Source organism: Streptomyces sp. NPDC025784 (assembly GCF_055558435.1).
Map to the genome: position 1 here is coordinate 30,306 of NZ_JBVHMN010000003.1, position 21,064 is coordinate 51,369.

Below are 21,064 nucleotides of genomic sequence, written 5' to 3' on the forward strand. Positions count from 1 at the left end.
GACGACGGCGCCCCACCCGAGACCGGGTGGGGCGCCGTGCGCGGTAGACCCTGTGGGACTCGAACCCACAACCAATGGATTAAAAGTCCACTGCTCTGCCAATTGAGCTAAGGGTCCACGCACCGGCCGATGCCGACGCGCCGCACCGGCCCGCGCCGATGCATCCCCGAGCATAGCCGGACGTGGCCGGGACTCCGATCGGGTATCGGCGCACCGGCCACGCCAAAAGCGCGCTAGGTCACGGATCGACCGGTTCGGGCGCACCCCTGCGCGCCGCCTCGCGGGCGATCGTCCGTTCGTGGTCGGGATTGAGGAACCAGTGGCGGGCCGAGGCCAGCCACCAGGTCGCCGCGAACCCGAGGACCACGAGCACCGCCACCGGGGCGTAGTTGAAGGTCTCCCAGGTGACGGGCGAGACCTGCGGCAGCATGAACAGCACCGTGATCACCACGACCCAGGAGACCGCGACCACGCCCACGAGGCGGGACCAGCGGCCCAGGTGCCAGGGGCCGCGCTCGAAGGCGTCGCCCTTGCGCACCCGCAGCAGCGTCGGGATGACGTACGCGACGTACAGTCCGATGACGGCGATCGAGGTCACCGCCGCATAGGCCGTGTAGTTGATCAGGTACGGCAGGCCGAGCACCAGCGCTCCCATCGCGGCCAGCCACACCGCCGCCACCGGCGTCCGCGTCCGCGGGTTCACGGTGTGCCACACATGGGAGAACGGCAGCGCGCCGTCCCGCGAAAAGGCGTAGATCATACGGCTGTTGGCCGTCACCGACGCCATCCCGCAGAACAGCTGCGCGCCGATCACGACGAGCAGGAGCAGCTTGCCCGCCGTCGCGCCCAGCGCGTCGAGCAGGATCTGGGCAGGAGGCGCGCCCGTCGCCGAGTTCAGTTCCGCGTCGTAGGACTGGATGGCGTACGTGAAGCCCAGCAGCAGGACGAAGCCGGCGATCCACGACGTCCAGATGGACCGCACGATGCCCTTGGGGCCCGCCGTGGACGCGTCGTGGGTCTCCTCCGTCATGTGGGCGGACGCGTCGTACCCGGTGAACGTGTACTGGGCCATCAGCAGGCCGATGAGGACGACGTACACCCCACTGCCCCAGCCCGTGTTGTTGACGAACTCCGTGAACACGAAGGACGTCGACTGGTGGTGGTCCGGCACGAAGGCGAGCGCGCCCACGATGACCGCCACGCCCAGCACGTGCCACCACACGCTGATGCTGTTGAGCAGGGCGACGATCCGGACCCCGAAGGTGTTCAGCAGGCCGTGCAGCACCAGGATCCCGGCGAACAGGACGACGGTGCGGCCCGGGGTCACCTCGAAGTCGAACTGGAGGTTCAGATAGGCCCCCAGGAAGGAGGCCGCGCCGAAGTCGATGCCGGCGGTCACCGCCACCTGGCCGAGGACGTTGAACCATCCGGTGAACCACGCCCAGGCCGCCGCGCTGCGCTCCGGGGCGAGCCGGTGCGCCCAGAAGTACAGCCCGGCCGAGGTCGGATAGGCCGAACAGATCTCGGCCATCGCCAGCCCGACGAACAGCGTCATCAGTCCGACCGCCACCCAGCCCCAGGTGATCACGGCGGGGCCGCCGGTGTTCATGCCGAACAGATACAGCGTCAGACAGCCCGACAGGACCGAGATGATGGTGAAGGAGACCGCGTAGTTGGAGAACGCCGACATGCGGCGGGCGAGAACCTGCGTGTAGCCGAGCTGGGCAAGCCGTTCTTCGTCCGACAGCCCACTCGCGATGGCGTCATCTTTCATGCCCCCAGCGATTCCCTTGCCGGGGGCATGACATGCGCCCATCGGTTGGCCAAAAGAGGCCCTAGTAGCCCTGCCATCCGCCGGTGATCTTCACCCGCGAGCCGAAGGAACCGTTCCCCTTGCCGTCGTTGCGGTACGGCGTGCCGTTCCCGTCCCGTGTTCTCGGGCGAACGGGAGGACGTCTGTGCGGCTCCCGTTCGCCCGAACGACGACGTGGCCCCCACCCGACTCGGGTGGGGGCCACGTCAGTTCACTGCTTCAGCGGGCGTCAGCCGTTGCGCTTCCAGCGCGGCTTCTCGTCGCGGCGGCCGAAGGAGCCGGTGCCGCGGTGGTCGTCACGACGGCCGTACGGGCGGTCGTGGCTGCCGGAGCGGAAGCCGCCGGAGGGGCGGTCGCCCTGACGGTCGCGGTTGAAGGGGCGGTCGCTGCCACGGTGGCCACCGCGCTCGTCGCGGCGGTCGCGGTTGAAGCCACCGCGGTCGTCACGGTTGAAGCCGCCACGGTCGTCACGACGCTCGAAGGAACGGCCACCACGGTCGTCACGGCGGTCGCGGTTGAAGCCACCGCGGTCGTCACGGTTGAAGCCGCCACGGTCGTCACGACGCTCGAAGGAACGGCCACCACGGTCGTTGTCCCGGCGGAAGCCGCCACGGTCGTCACGACGCTCGAAGGAACGGCCACCACGGTCGTCACGGCGGTCGTCGCGACGGTCGCGGTTGAAGCCGCCCCGGTCGTCACGGCGCTCGTAGTTGCCCCGCTCGTCGCGGCGCTGACGCGGCTGCTCGTAGGCGGGCTGCTCGGCGACGGCAGCCTCCGCGGGCTCCTCCGCCACGACGGCCTGCTCGGCGGCCTCGGCCGCCGCGGCGACGGCGGCCTCCGGGTCGTCGCCCCGCTCGCGCGCGGCACGGGCGACCAGACGGTCGGCCTCCTCGCGCAGCTCGGCCGCACGGCGCGTCGCACGCTCCAGCTGCTTGGTGAGGTGCGAGACCTCACGCTCGGCCTGCTGTGCGGCGTTGCCCGCGGACTCGGCCTGGACCTCGGTCATCGAGCGGGCGCCGGTGATCTCGGCGACCTCGGGCTCGAAGGCCGTACCGGAGTTGATGATGTGGCGCGAGGCGTCGACGCCCGCGTCCTCCATCAGCCGGAAGATCTGCCGGCGCTGGTGCGGCAGGGACAGCGACACGACGGTGCCGGAGCGGCCCGCGCGGGCGGTACGGCCGGAGCGGTGCAGGTAGTCCTTGTGGTCGCCGGCCGGGTCCACGTTCAGCACCAGGTCGATGCCGTCGACGTGGATGCCGCGCGCGGCGACGTCGGTCGCGACGAGCGCGTTGACGTAGCCGTCCTTGAAGTCGGCCAGCGTGCGGGTGCGCGCGCCCTGCGTCATGCCGCCGTGCAGCGCGTCGGCCTTCACGCCGGCCTCGCGCAGCTGCTCGGCGATGCGGTCGGCGCCCAGCTGGGTGCGGACGAAGATGATCGTGCGGCCCTTGCGGGAGGCGATCGCGGCGGTGACCGGCGCCTTGTCCTTGGGCTTCACGATGAGGATGTGGTGCGACATGGTCGTCACCGCGCCCTGGGCGGCGTCGACCTCGTGCGAGACCGGGTCGACCAGGTAGCGCTTGACCAGCGTGGAGATCTCGTTCTCCATGGTGGCCGAGAACAGCATGCGCTGGCCGCCGGCCGGGACCTGGTCGAGCAGCTCGGTGACCTCGGGCAGGAAGCCCAGGTCGGACATCTGGTCGGCCTCGTCGAGGACGGCGACCTCGACGTTCTCCAGGGAGCAGGCGCCGCGGTTGATGATGTCGCGCAGTCGGCCCGGGGTGGCGACGAGGATGTCGACGCCGCGCTCCAGGGCGTAGATCTGGTTGCCCATCGACGTACCGCCGCAGACGACCTTCATCTTCAGGCCGAGGACGTCGCCGTAGGGCTGGAGCGCGTCGGCGACCTGCATCGCGAGCTCACGGGTCGGCGTGAGGATGACGGCGCGCGGCTTCTTCTTCTCGGTACGGCCGTCGGCGAGACGGGCCAGGGTCGGCAGGCCGAAGGAGAGGGTCTTGCCGGAGCCGGTGCGGCCACGGCCGAGGATGTCCTTGCCGGCCAGGGCGTCCGGGATGGTCGCGGCCTGGATCGGGAAGGGGGTGGTCACGCCGTTCTGCGCGAGCTTGCGGACGACACCCTCGGGCAGACCCAGGTCACCGAAGGTGATCTCGGGGGCGCTCTGCGTGCTCTCGACGGCCTCGGTGCCCTCGTTCTCGTTGTTCTCGGGCACGACGACGTGATCAGTACTGGAAACGGACATGCGAAATGCGAACCTTCCGGAGTTCTACGGCACGCGCCCAAACTCCGTGAAGTCGCAATCGACCGCCTCAATGCGGTCCGGCCACGGCAAGGGAGAGTACGCGCCAACGCGGCGCTCTCTGCAATGGCGCCGGGCAAATGGGATCAAACGATCTACCACCATACGCACCCACCACCCCTGAAGGCAAACCGAACCCGAAGAAGCAGGTCAGCGGCGTCCGCGGGGTGTCGCGGCCCGCGCGCCGGTCAGGCCGGCGCCCCCGCCTCGGGTGCCGGCTCCCGCTCCACGAGCTGCGCGGCCTGCTGCTCGTGCGCCGAGGACGACGGCTCCGCCGTGCCGGGATCGGTGGCCGGCGGCGGTGTCTCCGGCGGGGGCGGGGGAGGTGTCGGCTCGGCGGTCGTCTGCGTGGGGGTCGGCTGCCCCGGCGGCGGCTCGGGCACCGTGGAGGACCCCTTGCCGCCCTTGTCCGTGCCCTTGGCGGAAGCCTTCCCGCCCTTGGAGGGCGACGCCGACGCGGACTCCTCGCCGGATGCGGACTCGCCGGGCTTCGCCGCGCGGGAACCCCCCTTCGCCCCCTTGCCCCCGTGGGAGCCTGCGCCGCCTCCGTTCACCGCGCCGGCGCCGCCGGGGGCCTGTCCGCCGTGCTGTCCCGCCGAGTGCGAGGGCCCCGGCTGCTGCCCGTCGTCACCGACGTTCATGCAGCCGGCCGCCGCGGCTGCGGCCAGGACCGTGACGGCCAGTCGGACGGGTACGTACTTGGCACGCACGGGCAGCCACCTCCGAGGGCGGGTACGGGAGTCCCCCTGCCCAACTCCCGCCGCCCGCAAGAGGACACGCGCCCCGGCGGGCCGGCCCGGCGGAACCGGCCGCCGTCACCCGTAGCCGAGCGCGTGCAGCCGGGCGTCGTCGATCCCGAAGTGGTGCGCCACTTCGTGCACCACGGTCACCTCGGTCTCGGCGACGACGTCCTCGCGGGTGTCGCACATCCGCAGCGTCGGACCCCGGTAGATCGTGATCCGGTCGGGGAGCACGCCCGCGTACCACTCCCCACGGTCCGTCAGCGGAGTCCCCTCGTACAGACCGAGCAGCTCGGGATCGTCGGCGGGCGGTTCGTCCTCGACGAACACCGCCACGTTGTCCATCAGCCGGGTCAGTTCCGGGGGGATCCGGTCCAACGCCTCGGCGACCAGTTCCTCGAACTCCTCGCGCGTCATCTCCAGCACACGGCCATTGTCCGGCACGACACCGCCGTACGAGAGCCGGCGACGCCCGCACGCGAGAGCTCGCGACGACGCCCCACGGGGGCGCCGACGAGGGCACGCGCGGGCCGACGGTGCACGCGCGGCGGGAGTCGGCGGGCGACGGCCCGTACGCCGGAGGGCCGCGCCCGCATACCCGCCCGCACACCTGGGCATACGGGACCAATGGCCCGCGTCCCCGCTGCCGTGACCGCCACCGTGCACCGCGTACGAAACGGCGTACGCACGGTGCCCCGCGCCCTGACCCGCCGCCACCGCCCGCCCCGGACCCTCACGGCGGTCGACCTCGACCCCCAGCCGCGCCCCTGGACCCGCGCGCTCGGCCTGCTCTGCGTCGTCCTCCTGGGCGCCTGGCTGGGACTGCTGGTCGTCGGCAACGTCCGCGTGCCGGTCGGCCCCATGAACACCACGATGACCCTGCGCCCCTCTCTCACCGGCGGCACCAAGATCAACGTGTCTCCGCTCGGCGCGCTGGAGCTGCGCAGCCACCAGGCCCCGATCCGCCTCGACGTGGATGTGGACCAGCTCGACCCGGTCCGCTCGCAGGCCCTGGTCGACCACCCGGAACGGCTCTCCGGCCTCCAGGACGAGGTCGCCCGCGACGTCGAGCACGGCACCCTCGACGTCGCCGTGCGGTCGTGCATCGCCGTCGTGTCCGGCGCCACGGCCCTCGGCCTCGCCGTCTACCGCCGCCCGCGCCGCGCTCTCGCCGCGGGCGGGCTCGCGCTCACCCTGCTGGCCGCCTCCGGCGCGACCGCCTTCGCGACCTGGAACCCGAACTCGGTCCTGGAGCCGAGGTTCTCCGGACTGCTCTCCTCGGCCCCCTCCCTGGTCGGCAACGCACGCAGCATCGTCAGCGAATTCGACGTCTACCAGAAGGAGTTGGCCCGCCTGGTGACGAACGTGACCAAGCTGTACGACGTCACGTCCACCCTTCCCGCGTACGAGCCCGACCCGACGACGATCCGTGTGCTGCACGTCTCCGACATCCACCTCAACCCGGCGAGCTGGAAGATCGTCGCCTCGCTGGTGAAGCAGTACTCCATCAACGTGATCGTCGACTCCGGCGACACCATGGACCACGGCACGGCCGCCGAGAACGGCTTCCTCGACCCCGTCGCCGACCTCGGTGCCCCGTACGTCTGGGTCCGGGGCAACCACGACTCCCGCGTCACCCAGCGCTATCTGAAGCGGATGAAGAACGTGCACGTCCTGGACGACGGCCGGGCGGTCACGGTGGCGGGCGTGCGGTTCGCCGGCATCGGCGACCCCCAGTTCACCCCGGACCGTTCCGTCGAGCCCGGCGGCGGTGCCGCGGAGGAGCTCGCGGGCGCGCGGCTCGCCTCGGCCCTGCGCGACCAGCGGGCGGCGGGCACGCCCGTGGACGTCGCCGTCGTCCACGAACCGTCCGCGGCGCGCGAGACGGACGGCGACGTGCCCCTCGTCCTGTCGGGCCATCTGCACCACGAGGAGATGGAGGTCATGAAGTACGGCACCCGTCTGCGCGTCGAGGGGTCGACGGGCGGCAGCGGCCTGCGCGCCGTGGAGGGCAAGTACCCGGACCCCATCGAGGCGTCGGTCCTCTATCTGGACCGCGACACCCGGCGCCTGCAGGCCTGGGACGAGATCGAGCTGGGCGGGCTGGGCCTGACGACGGCCGAGGTCAGCCGCCATCTCCCGAAGGAGAACCAGCCCGGCGCCACACCGACGCAGACCCCCTCCCGCACGCCCTCTCCGAGCGCCCCGTAAACCGTTTTGGCGATACCTCCCGCCATCCCATATGCTTCTCACGTCCCCGACGCGCTGAGAAGCGCGCAGGCGGGCCGATAGCCCTCATCGTCTAGCGGCCTAGGACGCCGCCCTTTCAAGGCGGTAGCACGGGTTCGAATCCCGTTGGGGGCACGCAAGACGGTGTGCGACACTAGGTTCGCCTGTTCGCACACAACAGCTTGGTCCTGTGGAGCAGTTTGGAGTGCTCGCCACCCTGTCAAGGTGGAGGCCGCGGGTTCAAATCCCGTCAGGACCGCTGAGGTTTCCACGGAAGCCTCGTGGCTGGGTAGCTCAGTTGGTACGAGCGATCGCCTGAAAAGCGATAGGTCGCCGGTTCGACCCCGGCCCCAGCCACAAGAACGAAAACCCTCTCCGGGTGCACCGGAGGGGGTTTTCGTCGCTCCTGGGACCTTAGGGGGGTTTCTTGAGACATATCGCCAGAGGACTGGTGACGGCCGGTGCCGTCCTGGTCGGCACCTTCGCCGTACCTGGCACGGCCCACGCCGCAGGGCCGAACATCACGAACGCGTACAGCGACCAGGCCGACTGGTCGGTGCTCGACGTGCGCCTGAACTACAGCGGCTCGATCGACAAGATCACAGCGAGGCTCCGCCCGGTCGGCAGCAGCCAGTCGGACGTGCCCGTGGCCACGATCACCGACTTCACGCACAAGTACGACTACAGCCCGTGGGACGGCACGTGGGCCTCCCAGCCCATCCATCTGGACACCCTGGGCGACTACACGGTCGACATCGAGGCCACGAACTCCTCGGGCGAGACCACCGTCCGGCAGGACGCCGGCACGCTGCACTACGCGAAGCAGCCCGTGATCACCGGTTACTCGGTCACACCGACCGAACCGGACATCGAGCACAGGACGGTCACGGCCACCGGCGACATGGTCGTCCGCGACCCCAGCACCCGTGAGACGGTGCCGCTGCCCGGCGCCACCGTGGACCTCACGTTCGACGGGAACGACGAGGCGACCGCCGTCACGGACGACGCCGGCCACTTCTCCGCCTCCCACGTCGTGACGGAGGGCGGCTGGACCTTCGCCCAGTACAACGGCGGCCTCGGCTTCGCCGCGAGTCCCTGGGTCGATGTGAGGCCGAAGGCCGCGCCGACCCGGTTCGTCCTCGACAAGAGCAGCTTCCACGTCACCGCGAACGACAAGTTCACCGTCACCGGCACGCTCCAGTACCAGAGCGGCACGGAGTGGAAGCCGCTGTCCGGCATCCCGCTGGAGATGGACTACAAGGACTGCACCACCTGCAGCCCCGTCCAGTCGACCACCGACGCGAACGGCCGCTTCTCCTTCACGGAGTACGCGTACGGCAGCAAGGTGATCTACGAGGTCGGCTTCCCGCCGTACCCGTACAACCCCTTCATCCAGCGCACCGCGACCGCCGACGTCACCGTCGCGGCCACCGCCACGACGAAGTTCAGCGAGTTCACGGCACGGCTGGACGAGTACGCGCGGCTGGACGTGACCGGCGTCGTCGACCTCGTCGGGCGGGAGGGCAACGACAAGATCGCCGTCGACATCCAGTACTCGCCCAACGGCAGCACCGGCTGGAGCACCAAGAAGACGGTGCAGACCACCGACGGCTCGCAGTTCGTCGTCGAGAAACTGCCCGGCTACACGGACGGCTACTGGCGGCTGCGCTACGCCGGCACCACCACCAAGGACATCAAGGGCGGGGTCAGCAACAGCCTGCACAGGTACCGCGCCCTCACCCGGATCAAGGACGCCAACGCGTCCCCCGAGCCCGTCACCAAGGGCCGGACGATCACCGTCAAGGGCGTGCTCCAGTCGCGCGCGGCCGGCACCACCACCTGGAAGGCGTACGGCGCCAAGAAGGTGCAGATCCTCTTCCGGCCCAAGGGCAGGACGACCTGGTACCTGATGTCCACCGTCACCACGACATCGAGCGGGTCCTTCAGCAAGGGCTTCAAGGCCCAGCAGGACGGCACCTGGGTACCCGTCTTCCTGTATCCCGACAGCAAGCACTTCGTGGGCGAGGGCCGGGAGGACTACGTCGACGTGCGATGACACCCGCGCGGACGGCTTGAGCAGGGGCGGACCCGAACGGGTCCGCCCCTTGTCCGTGCGCCGGGACAGGCGTGATCGCCGGTGCGGCCGGCTCGCTTGGCACCGCACTCGGTCGGCGCTACCTTCTGGCTGATCGAACGGGTTCCATGGGGGGCGGGGAAGACATGAGCCGGGACGAGGCCACGGTCGTTCGGGACACCGAGCTGGAGAGGTACCGGGCGCGGTACGGGCTGCTGTCGGTCGTCATCAGCAATCTCGCCATCGCCGGCGTCGCGGTCTTCGGGGTCTGGCGGCTCGACGGCGACAAGGCCGTGATCGTCGGCGTGCTCACCTCCGCGTTCACCGCGGTGAGCAGCATGACCACCGCCTACCTGGGCATCAAGGCCATCTCCAACACCGCCCGGTCCATGGCCCCGGGAGCGGGTCCGGCCGGTCACCGGCGGGAGCCCGTACCCACCCGGGAGCCCGCGCCCGCCGCACCCGCCGCGGCAGCGCCCGAACCTCCCGCGCAGCGCGCTCCCTGACCCCGCGGCCACGCGCGAGACAAAAGCGTTCGCCAGTCATTTCGCCGAGGTGAGATCCTGGACCGCGTATGTCTACGCATCCCGCCCCCGCCCTGGGCGATCTCGCCCCCCGCCTGGCCGAGCTGTCCCTGCGCGACGCGCAACGGCTCGGGCGCAGGCTCGAAGGCGCACGCAAGATCCGCAAGCCCGAGGCCCGCACGGCCGTCCTCGCCGAGATCGAGGCCGAGGTCGCCAAGGGCGAGGCCCGCATGGCCGAGCGCGCCGCGCGCATACCTGCGGTCACGTACCCCGAACAGCTGCCGGTCAGCCAGAAGAGGGACGAGATCGCGGACGCCATCCGCGATCACCAGGTCGTGATCGTCGCGGGCGAGACCGGCTCCGGCAAGACCACTCAGATCCCCAAGATCTGCCTCGACCTGGGACGCGGCGTGCGCGGCATGATCGGGCACACCCAGCCCCGCCGTATCGCCGCCCGCACGGTCGCCGAGCGCGTCGCGCAGGAGCTGGACACCCCCCTCGGCGAGGCCGTCGGCTGGAAGGTCCGCTTCACCGATCAGGTGAACCAGGACAACACCTTCGTCAAGCTGATGACGGACGGCATCCTGCTCGCCGAGATCCAGACGGACCGCGAGCTGCGCGCGTACGACACGATCATCATCGACGAGGCCCACGAGCGGTCCCTCAACATCGACTTCCTGCTGGGCTATCTCGCCCAGCTGCTGCCCAAGCGGCCGGACCTCAAGGTCGTCATCACCTCCGCGACCATCGACCCGGAGCGCTTCTCCCGGCACTTCGGGGACGCCCCGATCGTCGAGGTCAGCGGGCGGACATATCCCGTGGAGGTGCGGTACCGGCCCCTTCTGGAGGAGGACTCCGAGGACGCCGACCGCGACCAGATCACCGCGATCTGCGACGCCGTCGAGGAGCTCCAGGCCGAGGGCAAGGGCGACATCCTGGTCTTCCTCTCCGGCGAGCGGGAGATCCGTGACACCGCCGACGCGCTGACGAAGAGGAACTACCGGTTCACGGAGGTGCTGCCGCTGTACGCCCGCCTCTCGCACGCCGAGCAGCACCGGGTGTTCCAGCCGCACACCGGCCGCAGGATCGTTCTGGCGACCAACGTCGCCGAGACCTCGCTGACGGTCCCCGGGATCAAGTACGTCATCGACCCGGGCACCGCCCGGATCTCCCGGTACAGCCACCGCACCAAGGTCCAGCGGCTGCCCATCGAGCCGGTCTCGCAGGCGAGCGCCAACCAGCGCAAGGGCCGCTGCGGTCGTACCTCCGACGGCATCTGCATCCGCCTGTACTCCGAGGACGACTTCGACGCGCGCCCGGAGTTCACGGACGCGGAGATCCTCCGTACGAACCTCGCCTCCGTCATCCTCCAGATGACCGCGGCCGGTCTCGGGGACATCGAGAAGTTCCCGTTCATCGACCCGCCGGACCACCGCAACATCCGTGACGGCGTCCAACTCCTCCAGGAACTGGGCGCGTTGGACCCGGCCCAGAAGGACGTTCGCAAGCGGCTCACGCAGACCGGCCGCAAGCTCGCCCAGCTGCCGGTGGACCCGCGCCTGGCCCGCATGGTGCTGGAGGCCGACAGGAACGGCTGTGTGCGCGAGGTCATGGTGATCGCCGCCGCACTCTCCATCCAGGACCCGCGCGAGCGCCCCTCCGACAAGCAGGCGCAGGCCGACCAGCAGCACGCCCGCTTCAAGGACGAGACGAGCGACTTCCTCGCCTTCCTGAACCTGTGGCGGTACGTCCGTGAGCAGCAGAAGGAGCGCGGTTCGTCCGCGTTCCGTCGCATGTGCAAGCAGGAGTACCTGAACTTCCTGCGCATCCGCGAGTGGCAGGACATCTACTCCCAGCTGCGCACGGTCGCCAAGCAGATGGGCATCCATCTGAACGAGGAGGACGCGGCCGACCAGAGCGTCCATGTGTCCTTGCTCGCGGGCCTGCTCTCGCACGTCGGGATGAAGGACGTCAAGGACGGCGCGAAGAACGAGTACCTGGGTGCCCGCAACGCCAAGTTCGCGGTCTTCCCGGGCTCCGCTCTGTTCAAGAAGCCCCCGCGGTTCGTGATGTCCGCCGAGCTGGTGGAGACCTCGCGACTGTGGGCGCGCGTCAACGCGAAGATCGAGCCCGAGTGGGTCGAGCCGCTCGCCGGGCACCTGCTGAAGCGGACGTACAGCGAACCGCACTGGGAGAAGGACCAGGCCGCGGTGATGGCGTACGAGAAGGTCACGCTCTACGGCGTGCCGATCGTCGCCCAGCGCAAGGTGAACTACGGGCGGATCGACCCGGAGGCGTCCCGGGAGCTTTTCATTCGCAATGCCCTCGTCGAGGGCGACTGGCGCACGCACCACAAGTTCTTCGCCGACAACCGCAAGCTGCTGACCGAGGTCGAGGAGCTGGAGCACCGGGCGCGGCGCCGCGACATCCTCGTGGACGACGAGACGCTGTTCGACTTCTACGACCAGCGGGTGCCCGAGCACGTGGTGTCCGGGGCGCACTTCGACTCCTGGTGGAAGCACAAGCGCCACGACGAGCCCGAACTCCTCGACTTCGAGCGCTCAATGCTGATCAACGAGCGCGCCGGCGACGTCAGCAAGGACGACTATCCGGACACCTGGCGGCAGGGCCGGCTGAAGTTCAAGGTCACGTACCAGTTCGAGCCGGGCGCGGACGCGGACGGCGTGACCGTCCACATCCCGCTCCAGGTCCTCAACCAGGTCACGGACGAGGGCTTCGACTGGCAGATCCCGGGCCTGCGCGAAGAGGTCGTCACCGAGCTCATCCGCTCCCTCCCGAAGCCGATCCGCCGCAACTACGTCCCGGCCCCGAACTTCGCCCAGCGGTTCCTGGAGCGGGCGGTTCCCCTCCAGGAGCCGCTCACCGTGACCATGGCGCGCGAGCTGAAGCGGATGGTCGGCGTGCCGCTCACGGCCGACGACTTCGACTGGTCCCGGGTGCCCGACCACCTGAAGATCACTTTCCGGATCGTCGACGAGCGGCGCCGCAAGCTCGCCGAGGACAAGGATCTGGAGGCGCTGCAGCTGCGCCTGAAGCCGAAGGCGCGCAAGGCGATCTCGCAGGCCGCGGCGGCGACGGCCGAGCGCACGGGCGGCGAGTCCCTGGAGCGCACCGGGCTGGCGGACTGGACGATCGGCTCGCTGACGCGCGTCTTCGAGACGCGCCGGGCGGGCCAGCCCGTGAAGGCGTACCCCGCGCTCGTCGACGACGGCGACACCGTCTCCGTGCGGCTCTTCGACACGGAGGCCGAGCAGCAGCAGGCCATGTGGAAGGGCACGCGCCGGCTGATCCTGCGCAACATTCCGGTCAACCCGGGCAAGTTCGCGTCGGACAAGCTCAGCAACGCCCAGAAGCTCGCCCTGTCGGCGAACCCGCACGGCTCGGTGCAGGCCCTGTTCGACGACTGCGCCATGGCGGCGGCTGACAAGCTCATCGGTGACTTCGGCGGCCCGGCGTGGGACGAGGAGTCGTACCGGAAGCTGTACGACAAGGTGCGCGCCGAGATCGTCGACACGACCGTCCGCACCGTCGGGCAGGTGCAGCAGGTGCTGGCCGCCTGGCAGGCCTGTGAGCGCCGTCTGAAGGGCGTCAGGAGCCCCACGCTGCTGACGAACCTCACGGATGTGCGCGGCCAGCTGGACGCCCTCGTGAAGCCCGGCTTCGTCACGGAGACCGGGCTGCGCCGGCTGCCCGACCTGATGCGCTACCTGGTCGCCGCCGATCGCCGGCTCCAGCAGATGCCGACGAACGTGCAGCGGGACACCACGCGCATGGAGAAGGTCCACGAGATGCAGGACGAGTACGCGTGGCTGCTGGAGCAGCTTCCGCAGGGCCGTCCGGTCCCGCCGCAGGTCCTGGACATCCGCTGGATGATCGAGGAGCTCCGGGTCAGCTATTTCGCCCACGCGCTCGGCACGGCGTACCCCGTCTCCGACAAGCGGATCGTGAAGGCGATCGACGCCGCAGCACCGTGACCGAGCCCGCACGCTGGGTGAGTTCGACCCCGGGCCCACCCTCCTGTACAGTCTCTTCTCGCAGCGCAACGCACGAATCGCACTGCGAAACCTGGTCCTGTGGAGCAGTTTGGAGTGCTCGCCACCCTGTCAAGGTGGAGGCCGCGGGTTCAAATCCCGTCAGGACCGCAGTGAACGAAAGGCCCGGAGCTTCGGCTCCGGGCCTTTCGCATGTGCGGGCAGCGGCGTGTCCGTCGGCACACCCAAAAGCCCCGAAGGCCCGGCAAGCGCCACAGCGGCCCGTACGCGTCCACAGCGGCCGTGCGCGGCGGAGGGGGACCGCGAGGGCGCACCGTCTCTTGACGGCGTCACTTTCCGCCGGTACCCCGGAAACCAGGGCCCTCGACCCCCTGGAGGTGCGTATGACGGTGTCCGCTAGGCACGAGACGCGAGCACTGCTCCGCGCCCACCTGTCGGCCGCCTCCGGGTACCGCCATCTGACGCGGCACTGCCCGATCTGCCACCAGCTCCTGCGACTGGCCATGGAACCCGGCTCGCGGGGCGAGGAGGACGTCGAGAGCGCCGCCGAGGACGAAAGCCCCTCGAAGGCGTGACCAAAGACGTGCGACGCGGTCACCACCCGATGGCACGCTGGGCGTGCGCCCCGGCGCATACGGCCCCAACTCCCTTAGCTCACAAGGCTCGCACGTAACAAGGACTGTGGCATGTGACGGGAGTCACCGCATAAGTTTTCAGAAGTGCGGAACTTACACCCCGCCTACAACTGGTCAATTTAATATGTGCAATTGCACCCCTGATCAGGGCCTCGCACAGGAGATCCGACACCGCCCCCCAGACTCCGACAAGGCCGCTCACAGGCCGGCCACCGGGGCGTGGTCCGGGCACAAAAAAGATCGCGCTGGACCCGGCGGAGTCCAGCGCGATCGACGACGCACCCTTGTCACTTGCCTAGAAAGCCTGGGCGTGGGCTCTGTTGGGGCAGAACCCGCGTCGCTTGGAGCTTTGGTGTGGACATCTCGACAGGTTGGGGGACCTGCCGATTTGCCCGGTTATGTAGTTGTTCAGGCCTCGCTGCGCTGCTGCGGGATACCCGCGAGCAGCGCGCGGACCTCAGCCTCGCGGTAACGGCGGTGCCCGCCGAGCGTGCGAATGGATGTGAGCTTGCCGGCCTTCGCCCACCGCGTGACCGTCTTGGGGTCGACGCGGAACATCGTGGCGACCTCAGCCGGGGTCAGCAGCGGCTCGGCATCAGGGGTGCGAGCGGTCATGAGCGGCCTCCTCGGGAGAACCGAACCTTCTCGGTTCTTTCCTCTAAATTCTGCACCTTGACCCGCGTTGCCCGAAATGGTGGACGCGAGTCGAGTCGGTTATAGGACGAACGGCTTGTCCTCGGCACTACAACTACACCATCTGTCCAGCCGCGTCGGCCAAACCGATGGAATTGCCCTCCCAGGTGTTCATCAGCGACGGAAGCCGATGGACCATGCCATAGCGGACAGTCACGCCACTGTGACGATCAGTCACAGGGCGATCAGGAGTCATCAGACCCCCCATAGCGTGCAATGCTGAGATTCCACCCATACGTGGGCGGATAGAGTCCTCCCCCGGACTCCTTGTCCTATTTTGACATGGGGAGGGGCAAGCGATGCAAGAGTCAGGTAAGTGCCATCCGTCACCCTTGACGCACGCTTGACGCATAAGCCCGGATCAGGACCTACGTCCTGGGGTGAGGGTTCTTCAGCGTGTGAGGACCATACGCGAGTTCGACACCCGGCCGGTGAGAAGCAGATCACACTCCCAAAGACCACCACGGGCGGGCCCTTCGCCCGCCATGGGTCAGTTCGCGGAGCGCCGGTCCCGGACCGCGCGCCAGCGCTCCACCAGCCGCCCGTACGCCTCGCCCGCCGCGGCGCCGTCCCCGGCGCGCAGCGCCTCGATGCCCTCGGCGACGTCCGCGGCCGAGTGGTCGCCCTCCAGGTGCCCGGCCGGCAGGGCGTGCACGAGCCCCCCGTAGTCCAGTTCCACCAGCGAACGCGGGTGGAACTCCTCCAGCCAGCGCCCCACGTCCACCAGGCCCTCGATCAGGGGGCCGTCGTCGAGGGTGTCCTTGAGTGTCTTCAGGGCCCGGGCCGTCCGCCGCCGGGCCTGCACCATCGGTGTCCGGTAGCGCAGCACCGGCTCGGCCCCGCCGGGCCCCGCCCCCTTCTCGTACTCCCGCTCCTCGTCGGAGACCAGCACGAACCAGTTCAGCGGCACCTGCCAGGTCGCGGTGCGGATCCACGGGCGGGCGTCGGGGTTGGCGGCCAGCCAGCGCTCGTAGTCCTGGGTGGCCTGGTGGCGCACCAGCGGCGGCAGGACCGCGTCGAGCACGGGCGCCGGGAACTCCTCGGCCAGGTCGCCCAGCGCCAGCCAGCCGCGCAGCCGGGTGAGCCAGGGGCAGACGCACACCACTCCGTCGACCTCCAGCACGAAGGCCTCTCCGCTCTCGTGCACCGGGACGGGCACGGGCGGGGTGGGCAGCAAGTCGGCCAGCGAGCGGCGCAGTTCGTCCTGGTACGAGGGGCGGTCGGTACGGCGGGCGTAGCGCGCCCAGTGACCGCGCTCCGGTTCCGGGAAGGCGGCCAGCGGTTCGTACACCCGTAGGTACGACGCGTAGGGGACGATCACGGAGGACACCTTCGGCACGCCTGCTCCCTCCCCCGTCGGCAACCGGGAAAACCAGCGAAATCCACGCACGACCTGACGAGAAATCTATGCAAATCGAACCATGGCTGTACGTCACAGGTAGGTGATCCTGAACACTGCACCGATAGCGGGCGGGTGCAGGCTCTACCCTCATGCCCACGGAGCCCGCCACCCGCACGGACTCCGCACTCAACCGCCGCTTATTACCTGGGAGTCACCACAGTGACCGACGTAACCGACGGCGTCCTGCACACCCTGTTCCACTCGGACCAGGGCGGCCACGAGCAAGTCGTGCTCTGCCAGGACCGCGCCACCGGCCTCAAGGCCGTCATCGCCATCCACTCCACCGCCCTGGGCCCCGCCCTCGGCGGTACGCGCTTCTACCCGTACGCGAGCGAGGAGGAGGCCGTCGCCGACGCCCTCAACCTGTCGCGCGGGATGTCGTACAAGAACGCCATGGCCGGTCTCGACCACGGCGGCGGCAAGGCCGTGATCATCGGCGACCCGGACCGGATCAAGTCCGAGGAGCTGCTGCTCGCGTACGGACGGTTCGTGGCCTCGCTCGGTGGCCGGTACGTGACCGCCTGCGACGTCGGCACCTACGTCGCCGACATGGACGTCGTGGCGCGCGAGTGCCGCTGGACCACCGGCCGCTCGCCCGAGAACGGCGGCGCCGGCGACTCCTCCGTACTCACCGCCTTCGGTGTCTTCCAGGGCATGCGGGCCTCGGCCCAGCACCTGTGGGGCGACCCCACCCTGCGCGGCCGCAAGGTCGGCGTCGCCGGCGTCGGCAAGGTCGGGCACCACCTGGTGCAGCACCTGCTCGACGACGGTGCCGAGGTCGTGATCACCGACGTGCGGCCCGAGTCCGTGCAGCGGATCCTGGAGCGGCACCCCTCCCGCGTCACGGCCGTCGCCGACACCGAGGCACTCATCCGCACCGAGGGCCTCGACATCTACGCGCCGTGCGCGCTGGGCGGCGCGCTGAACGATCTGTCCGTGCCGGTGCTCACCGCCAAGGTCGTGTGCGGTGCCGCCAACAACCAGCTGGCGCACCCGGGCGTCGAGAAGGACCTCGCGGACCGCGGGATCCTGTACGCCCCCGACTACGTCGTCAACGCGGGCGGTGTCATCCAGGTCGCCGACGAGCTGCACGGCTTCGACTTCGACCGGTGCAAGGCGAAGGCGTCGAAGATCTTCGACACGACGCTGGCCATATTCGCACGTGCGAAGGAAGACGGGATTCCGCCGGCCGCCGCGGCCGACCGGATCGCCGAGCAGAGGATGGCCGAGGCGCGGCGCCGCTGACCCCGGAACCGCACATTCCGGCCCCTCGGCCACTTGTCAGGGACCCGCCGACAGAACGCTTAGAGAGAACTCTCACGTCTGTCGGCGGGTCGTACGCCAAGAAGAGGTTAAAATCGCGGTTGACCAGCGGGGACGGGGCACCTCGCGGGTTCTGGGCGAAGGCGCGTCCTGCGGGCGACGTACCGTATGGGCGCGGGCTCAGGTACCGTGGAAGCCCTACGGACCGGTCTCTCCACGGAGAGCCCGTTCCAGATCATGAACGCGTGTCAAGACTCTGGGGCCACCGAGCCCCGTATCCGAGGGGGTCGAGCCATGGGGCGCGGCCGGGCAAAGGCCAAGCAGACGAAGGTCGCCCGCCAGCTGAAGTACAGCAGCGGCGGGACTGACCTGTCGCGTCTGGCCAATGAGCTGGGCGCTTCGACTTCGAGCCAGCCGCCGAATGGCGAGCCGTTCGAGGACGACGACGAGGAAGACGACCCGTACGCCCAGTACGCGGATCTCTACAACGACGACGACGAGGACGAGGACGATCAGTCCGGTCCGCAGTCGCAGCGTCGCGGCGCTTGACGCAAGCGTCCTTCGCAGTTCCCGCGATCTCTCGTAGCGGATTTCTCGTAGATCTCGCCTAGCGGACGTCTCGTAGCAACTGCATCTGTGCACCTCACCCGGTCCGGGCCCTCAGCGCCGGACCGGGTTTCGTGCTGCCCGACGGGCCTCAGTTCGCGTAGTCGCCGACCAGCTCCGCGCCCGTCGCGTGGTCGCCGCGCTCGGTGATCTCACCGGCGATCCAGGCGTCCACACCGCGGTCCGCGAGGGTGGCGAGGGCGACGTCCGTGGACTCCTCGGGGACGATCGCGATCATGCCGACGCCCATGTTGAGGGTCTTCTCCAGCTCCAGCCGCTCGACCTCGCCGCGCTTCCCGACCAGGTCGAACACCGGGGCGGGGGTCCAGGTCCCGCGGTCGACGACCGCGTGCAGGCCGTCCGGGATGACACGGGCCAGGTTGGCCGCGAGCCCACCGCCGGTGACGTGGCTGAAGGCGTGCACCTCGGTGGTCCGGGTCAGCGCCAGGCAGTCCAGCGAGTAGATCTTGGTGGGCTCGAGGAGCTCCTCGCCGAGCGTGCGGCCGAACTCCTCGATGTGCTGGTCGAGGCTCAGGTTCGCCCGGTCGAAGAGGACGTGACGGACCAGCGAGTACCCGTTCGAGTGAAGACCGGAGGCCGCCATGGCGATCACCGCGTCACCCGTACGGATGCGATCCGCGCCCAGCAGCAGGTCCGCCTCCACCACGCCTGTGCCGGCGCCGGCGACGTCGAAGTCGTCCGGACCGAGCAGGCCCGGGTGCTCCGCCGTCTCGCCGCCCACGAGGGCGCAGCCGGCGAGGACACAGCCCTCGGCGATGCCCTTCACGATCGCGGCGACGCGCTCGGGGTGGACCTTGCCGACGCAGATGTAGTCGGTCATGAAGAGCGGCTCGGCGCCGCACACCACGATGTCGTCCATGACCATCGCGACCAGGTCGTGACCGATCGTGTCGTAGACGCCCATCTGGCGGGCGATGTCGACCTTGGTGCCCACGCCGTCGGTGGCGGAGGCGAGCAGCGGGCGCTCGAAGCGCTTGAGGGCCGAGGCGTCGAAGAGGCCGGCGAAACCGCCGAGGCCGCCCAGGACCTCGGGGCGCTGCGTCTTCTTCACCCACTCCTTCATCAGCTCGACGGCGCGGTCGCCCGCCTCGATGTCGACGCCGGCAGCCGCGTAGGAAGCACCGGAAGGACTGGTCTCAGACATTGCCTGGGATCTTTCGGGTTGGTGAAACGGGGCTCTGCGGCGCTTACGGGCGACGGATGGCGTCAGCCGCGGCCGTGGCGGCGGGACCCGCCGCCAGCTCGGTCTCCAGGAGCTGCTTGCCGAGCAGCTCGGGGTCCGGGAGCTCCATCGGGTACTCGCCGTCGAAGCAGGCCCGGCACAGGTTCGGCTTGGCGATGGTGGTCGCCTCGATCATGCCGTCGATGGAGATGTACGAGAGGGAGTCGGCACCCAGCGAGACGCCGATCTCCTCGATGGTCATGCCGTTGGCGATCAGCTCGGCGCGGGTCGCGAAGTCGATGCCGAAGAAGCAGGGCCACTTCACCGGGGGCGAGGAGATCCGGATGTGGACCTCGGCGGCGCCCGCCTCGCGGAGCATGCGCACCAGGGCGCGCTGGGTGTTGCCGCGCACGATCGAGTCGTCGACGACGACCAGGCGCTTGCCCTTGATGACTTCCTTGAGCGGGTTCAGCTTCAGACGGATGCCGAGCTGGCGGATCGTCTGCGAGGGCTGGATGAAGGTCCGGCCGACGTAGGCGTTCTTCACCAGACCGGCACCGAACGGGATGCCGGAGGCTTCCGCGTATCCGATCGCGGCGGGCGTCCCGGACTCCGGGGTCGCTATCACCAGGTCGGCCTCCACGGGGGCTTCCTTGGCGAGCTTGCGGCCCATCTCGACACGCGAGAGGTACACGTTCCGGCCGGCGATGTCGGTGTCGGGACGCGCCAGGTAGACGTACTCGAAGACACAGCCCTTGGGCTTCGCTTCCGCGAAGCGAGAGGTGCGCAGGCCGTTCTCGTCGATGGCGACGAACTCGCCCGGCTCGATCTCGCGGACGTAGCTGGCGCCGCAGATGTCGAGGGCGGCGGACTCGGAGGCGACCACCCAGCCGCGCTCCAGACGGCCGAGGACCAGCGGGCGGATGCCCTGCGGGTCGCGGGCCGCGTAGAGGGTGTGCTCGTCCATGAAGACGAGGCTGAAGGCGCCCCTGACCTGCGGGAGGATCTTGGCGGAGGCCTCTTCGATGGTCAGCGGCTTGCCGTCGTCGTCCACCTGGGCCGCGAGCAGCGCGGTCAGCAGGTCGGTGTCGTTGGTGGCCGCCACGCGCGTGGTGCGGCCGTCCTGCTTGGGCAGGTCGGCGACCATCTCGGCGAGCTGAGCCGTGTTGACGAGGTTGCCGTTGTGGCCGAGCGCGATGGAGCCGTGCGCGGTGGCACGGAACGTCGGCTGGGCGTTCTCCCAGACGGAGGCGCCAGTGGTCGAGTAGCGGGCGTGACCGACCGCGATATGACCCTGGAGCGAACCGAGGGAGGTCTCGTCGAAGACCTGGGACACGAGGCCCATGTCCTTGAAGACGAGGATCTGGGAGCCGTTGCTGACCGCGATTCCCGCGGATTCCTGGCCCCGATGCTGGAGGGCGTAGAGCCCGAAGTAAGTGAGCTTGGCGACCTCTTCGCCCGGAGCCCAGACTCCGAAGACGCCGCAGGCGTCCTGGGGGCCTTTCTCACCGGGGAGCAGATCATGATTGAGTCGACCGTCACCACGTGGCACGGGTCCGAGTGTAGGCGAGATCG

The 21,064-nt window shown here is 69.5% G+C and carries 15 protein-coding genes and 5 tRNA genes; 11 read left to right on the forward strand and 9 right to left on the reverse strand.

All coding sequences use genetic code 11. The features are described 5' to 3' along the window. Positions 1-44: 44 nt before the first annotated feature. From ACZ4IF_RS09635 to ACZ4IF_RS09655, 5 genes are all read right to left on the reverse strand, one after another. Positions 45-117: transfer RNA gene (locus ACZ4IF_RS09635), tRNA-Lys, on the reverse strand. A 121-nt stretch (positions 118-238) separates the two neighbouring features. Then, a complete protein-coding gene (locus tag ACZ4IF_RS09640; protein ID WP_467561188.1) occupies positions 239-1,774 on the reverse strand; it encodes an amino acid permease in 1,536 nt (511 codons plus the stop codon). Between the two features lie 268 nt (positions 1,775-2,042). Next, complete coding sequence (locus ACZ4IF_RS09645; RefSeq protein WP_467561190.1) at positions 2,043-4,070, reverse strand: DEAD/DEAH box helicase; 2,028 nt, start codon at positions 4,068-4,070, stop codon at positions 2,043-2,045. Positions 4,071-4,315: 245 nt separating this feature from the next. After that, positions 4,316-4,837 carry a hypothetical protein gene (locus ACZ4IF_RS09650; protein ID WP_467561192.1) on the reverse strand — a complete coding sequence of 174 codons (522 nt, stop codon included), beginning with the start codon at positions 4,835-4,837 and terminating at the stop codon, positions 4,316-4,318. A gap of 105 nt (positions 4,838-4,942) precedes the next feature. Then, positions 4,943-5,293 (reverse strand): metallopeptidase family protein, encoded by a 351-nt coding sequence (locus ACZ4IF_RS09655; RefSeq protein WP_028804536.1) that lies wholly within the window; start codon positions 5,291-5,293, stop codon positions 4,943-4,945. Between the two features lie 201 nt (positions 5,294-5,494). On the opposite strand from ACZ4IF_RS09655, the gene ACZ4IF_RS09660 reads away from it, so the two are divergent. The 9 genes from ACZ4IF_RS09660 (at position 5,495) to ACZ4IF_RS09700 (ending at position 14,282) form a co-directional block, all read left to right on the forward strand. Then, on the forward strand, positions 5,495-7,078 hold the full coding sequence (locus ACZ4IF_RS09660; RefSeq protein ID WP_467561194.1) for a metallophosphoesterase family protein: 1,584 nt from the start codon (positions 5,495-5,497) through the stop codon (positions 7,076-7,078). Between the two features lie 80 nt (positions 7,079-7,158). Beyond that, positions 7,159-7,231 (forward strand) — tRNA-Glu (locus ACZ4IF_RS09665). A 49-nt stretch (positions 7,232-7,280) separates the two neighbouring features. Then, a tRNA-Asp gene (locus ACZ4IF_RS09670) sits at positions 7,281-7,355 on the forward strand. A gap of 24 nt (positions 7,356-7,379) precedes the next feature. After that, positions 7,380-7,453 (forward strand) — tRNA-Phe (locus ACZ4IF_RS09675). Positions 7,454-7,523: 70 nt separating this feature from the next. Then, positions 7,524-9,152, forward strand: a complete 1,629-nt coding sequence (locus ACZ4IF_RS09680; protein WP_467561196.1) for a hypothetical protein — start codon at positions 7,524-7,526, stop codon at positions 9,150-9,152. Positions 9,153-9,316: 164 nt separating this feature from the next. Then, the gene (locus ACZ4IF_RS09685) at positions 9,317-9,676 is read left to right on the forward strand and encodes a hypothetical protein (protein WP_467561198.1); all 360 of its coding nucleotides are present in this window, start codon (positions 9,317-9,319) and stop codon (positions 9,674-9,676) included. Positions 9,677-9,744: 68 nt separating this feature from the next. Next, the gene (hrpA, locus tag ACZ4IF_RS09690) at positions 9,745-13,689 is read left to right on the forward strand and encodes an ATP-dependent RNA helicase HrpA (RefSeq protein ID WP_467561200.1); all 3,945 of its coding nucleotides are present in this window, start codon (positions 9,745-9,747) and stop codon (positions 13,687-13,689) included. Between the two features lie 93 nt (positions 13,690-13,782). Beyond that, positions 13,783-13,857 (forward strand) — tRNA-Asp (locus tag ACZ4IF_RS09695). 233 nt (positions 13,858-14,090) lie between these two features. Next, entirely contained in the window at positions 14,091-14,282 is a 192-nt protein-coding gene (locus ACZ4IF_RS09700; RefSeq protein ID WP_467561202.1) for a DUF6274 family protein, read from the forward strand. A gap of 468 nt (positions 14,283-14,750) precedes the next feature. On the opposite strand, the gene bldC is transcribed toward ACZ4IF_RS09700, so the two are convergent. Both bldC and ACZ4IF_RS09710 read right to left on the reverse strand, forming a co-directional pair. After that, on the reverse strand, positions 14,751-14,957 hold the full coding sequence (gene bldC / locus ACZ4IF_RS09705) for a developmental transcriptional regulator BldC (protein WP_003949541.1): 207 nt from the start codon (positions 14,955-14,957) through the stop codon (positions 14,751-14,753). A 568-nt stretch (positions 14,958-15,525) separates the two neighbouring features. Further along, positions 15,526-16,374, reverse strand: coding sequence for a DUF8083 family protein (locus ACZ4IF_RS09710; protein WP_467561204.1), 849 nt, complete (start codon positions 16,372-16,374; stop codon positions 15,526-15,528). 222 nt (positions 16,375-16,596) lie between these two features. Between ACZ4IF_RS09710 and ACZ4IF_RS09715 the strand changes: the two genes are divergently transcribed. Together ACZ4IF_RS09715 and ACZ4IF_RS09720 are read left to right on the forward strand one after the other, a co-directional pair. Then, complete coding sequence (locus ACZ4IF_RS09715; protein ID WP_345657451.1) at positions 16,597-17,682, forward strand: Leu/Phe/Val dehydrogenase; 1,086 nt, start codon at positions 16,597-16,599, stop codon at positions 17,680-17,682. A gap of 312 nt (positions 17,683-17,994) precedes the next feature. Continuing rightward, complete coding sequence (locus ACZ4IF_RS09720) at positions 17,995-18,249, forward strand: DUF3073 domain-containing protein (RefSeq protein WP_037615441.1); 255 nt, start codon at positions 17,995-17,997, stop codon at positions 18,247-18,249. 148 nt (positions 18,250-18,397) lie between these two features. On the opposite strand, the gene purM is transcribed toward ACZ4IF_RS09720, so the two are convergent. Then, complete coding sequence (gene purM, locus ACZ4IF_RS09725; protein WP_467561206.1) at positions 18,398-19,471, reverse strand: phosphoribosylformylglycinamidine cyclo-ligase; 1,074 nt, start codon at positions 19,469-19,471, stop codon at positions 18,398-18,400. Between the two features lie 43 nt (positions 19,472-19,514). Next, positions 19,515-21,041, reverse strand: a complete 1,527-nt coding sequence (gene purF, locus ACZ4IF_RS09730; protein WP_028804528.1) for an amidophosphoribosyltransferase — start codon at positions 21,039-21,041, stop codon at positions 19,515-19,517. Positions 21,042-21,064 lie beyond the last annotated feature (23 nt).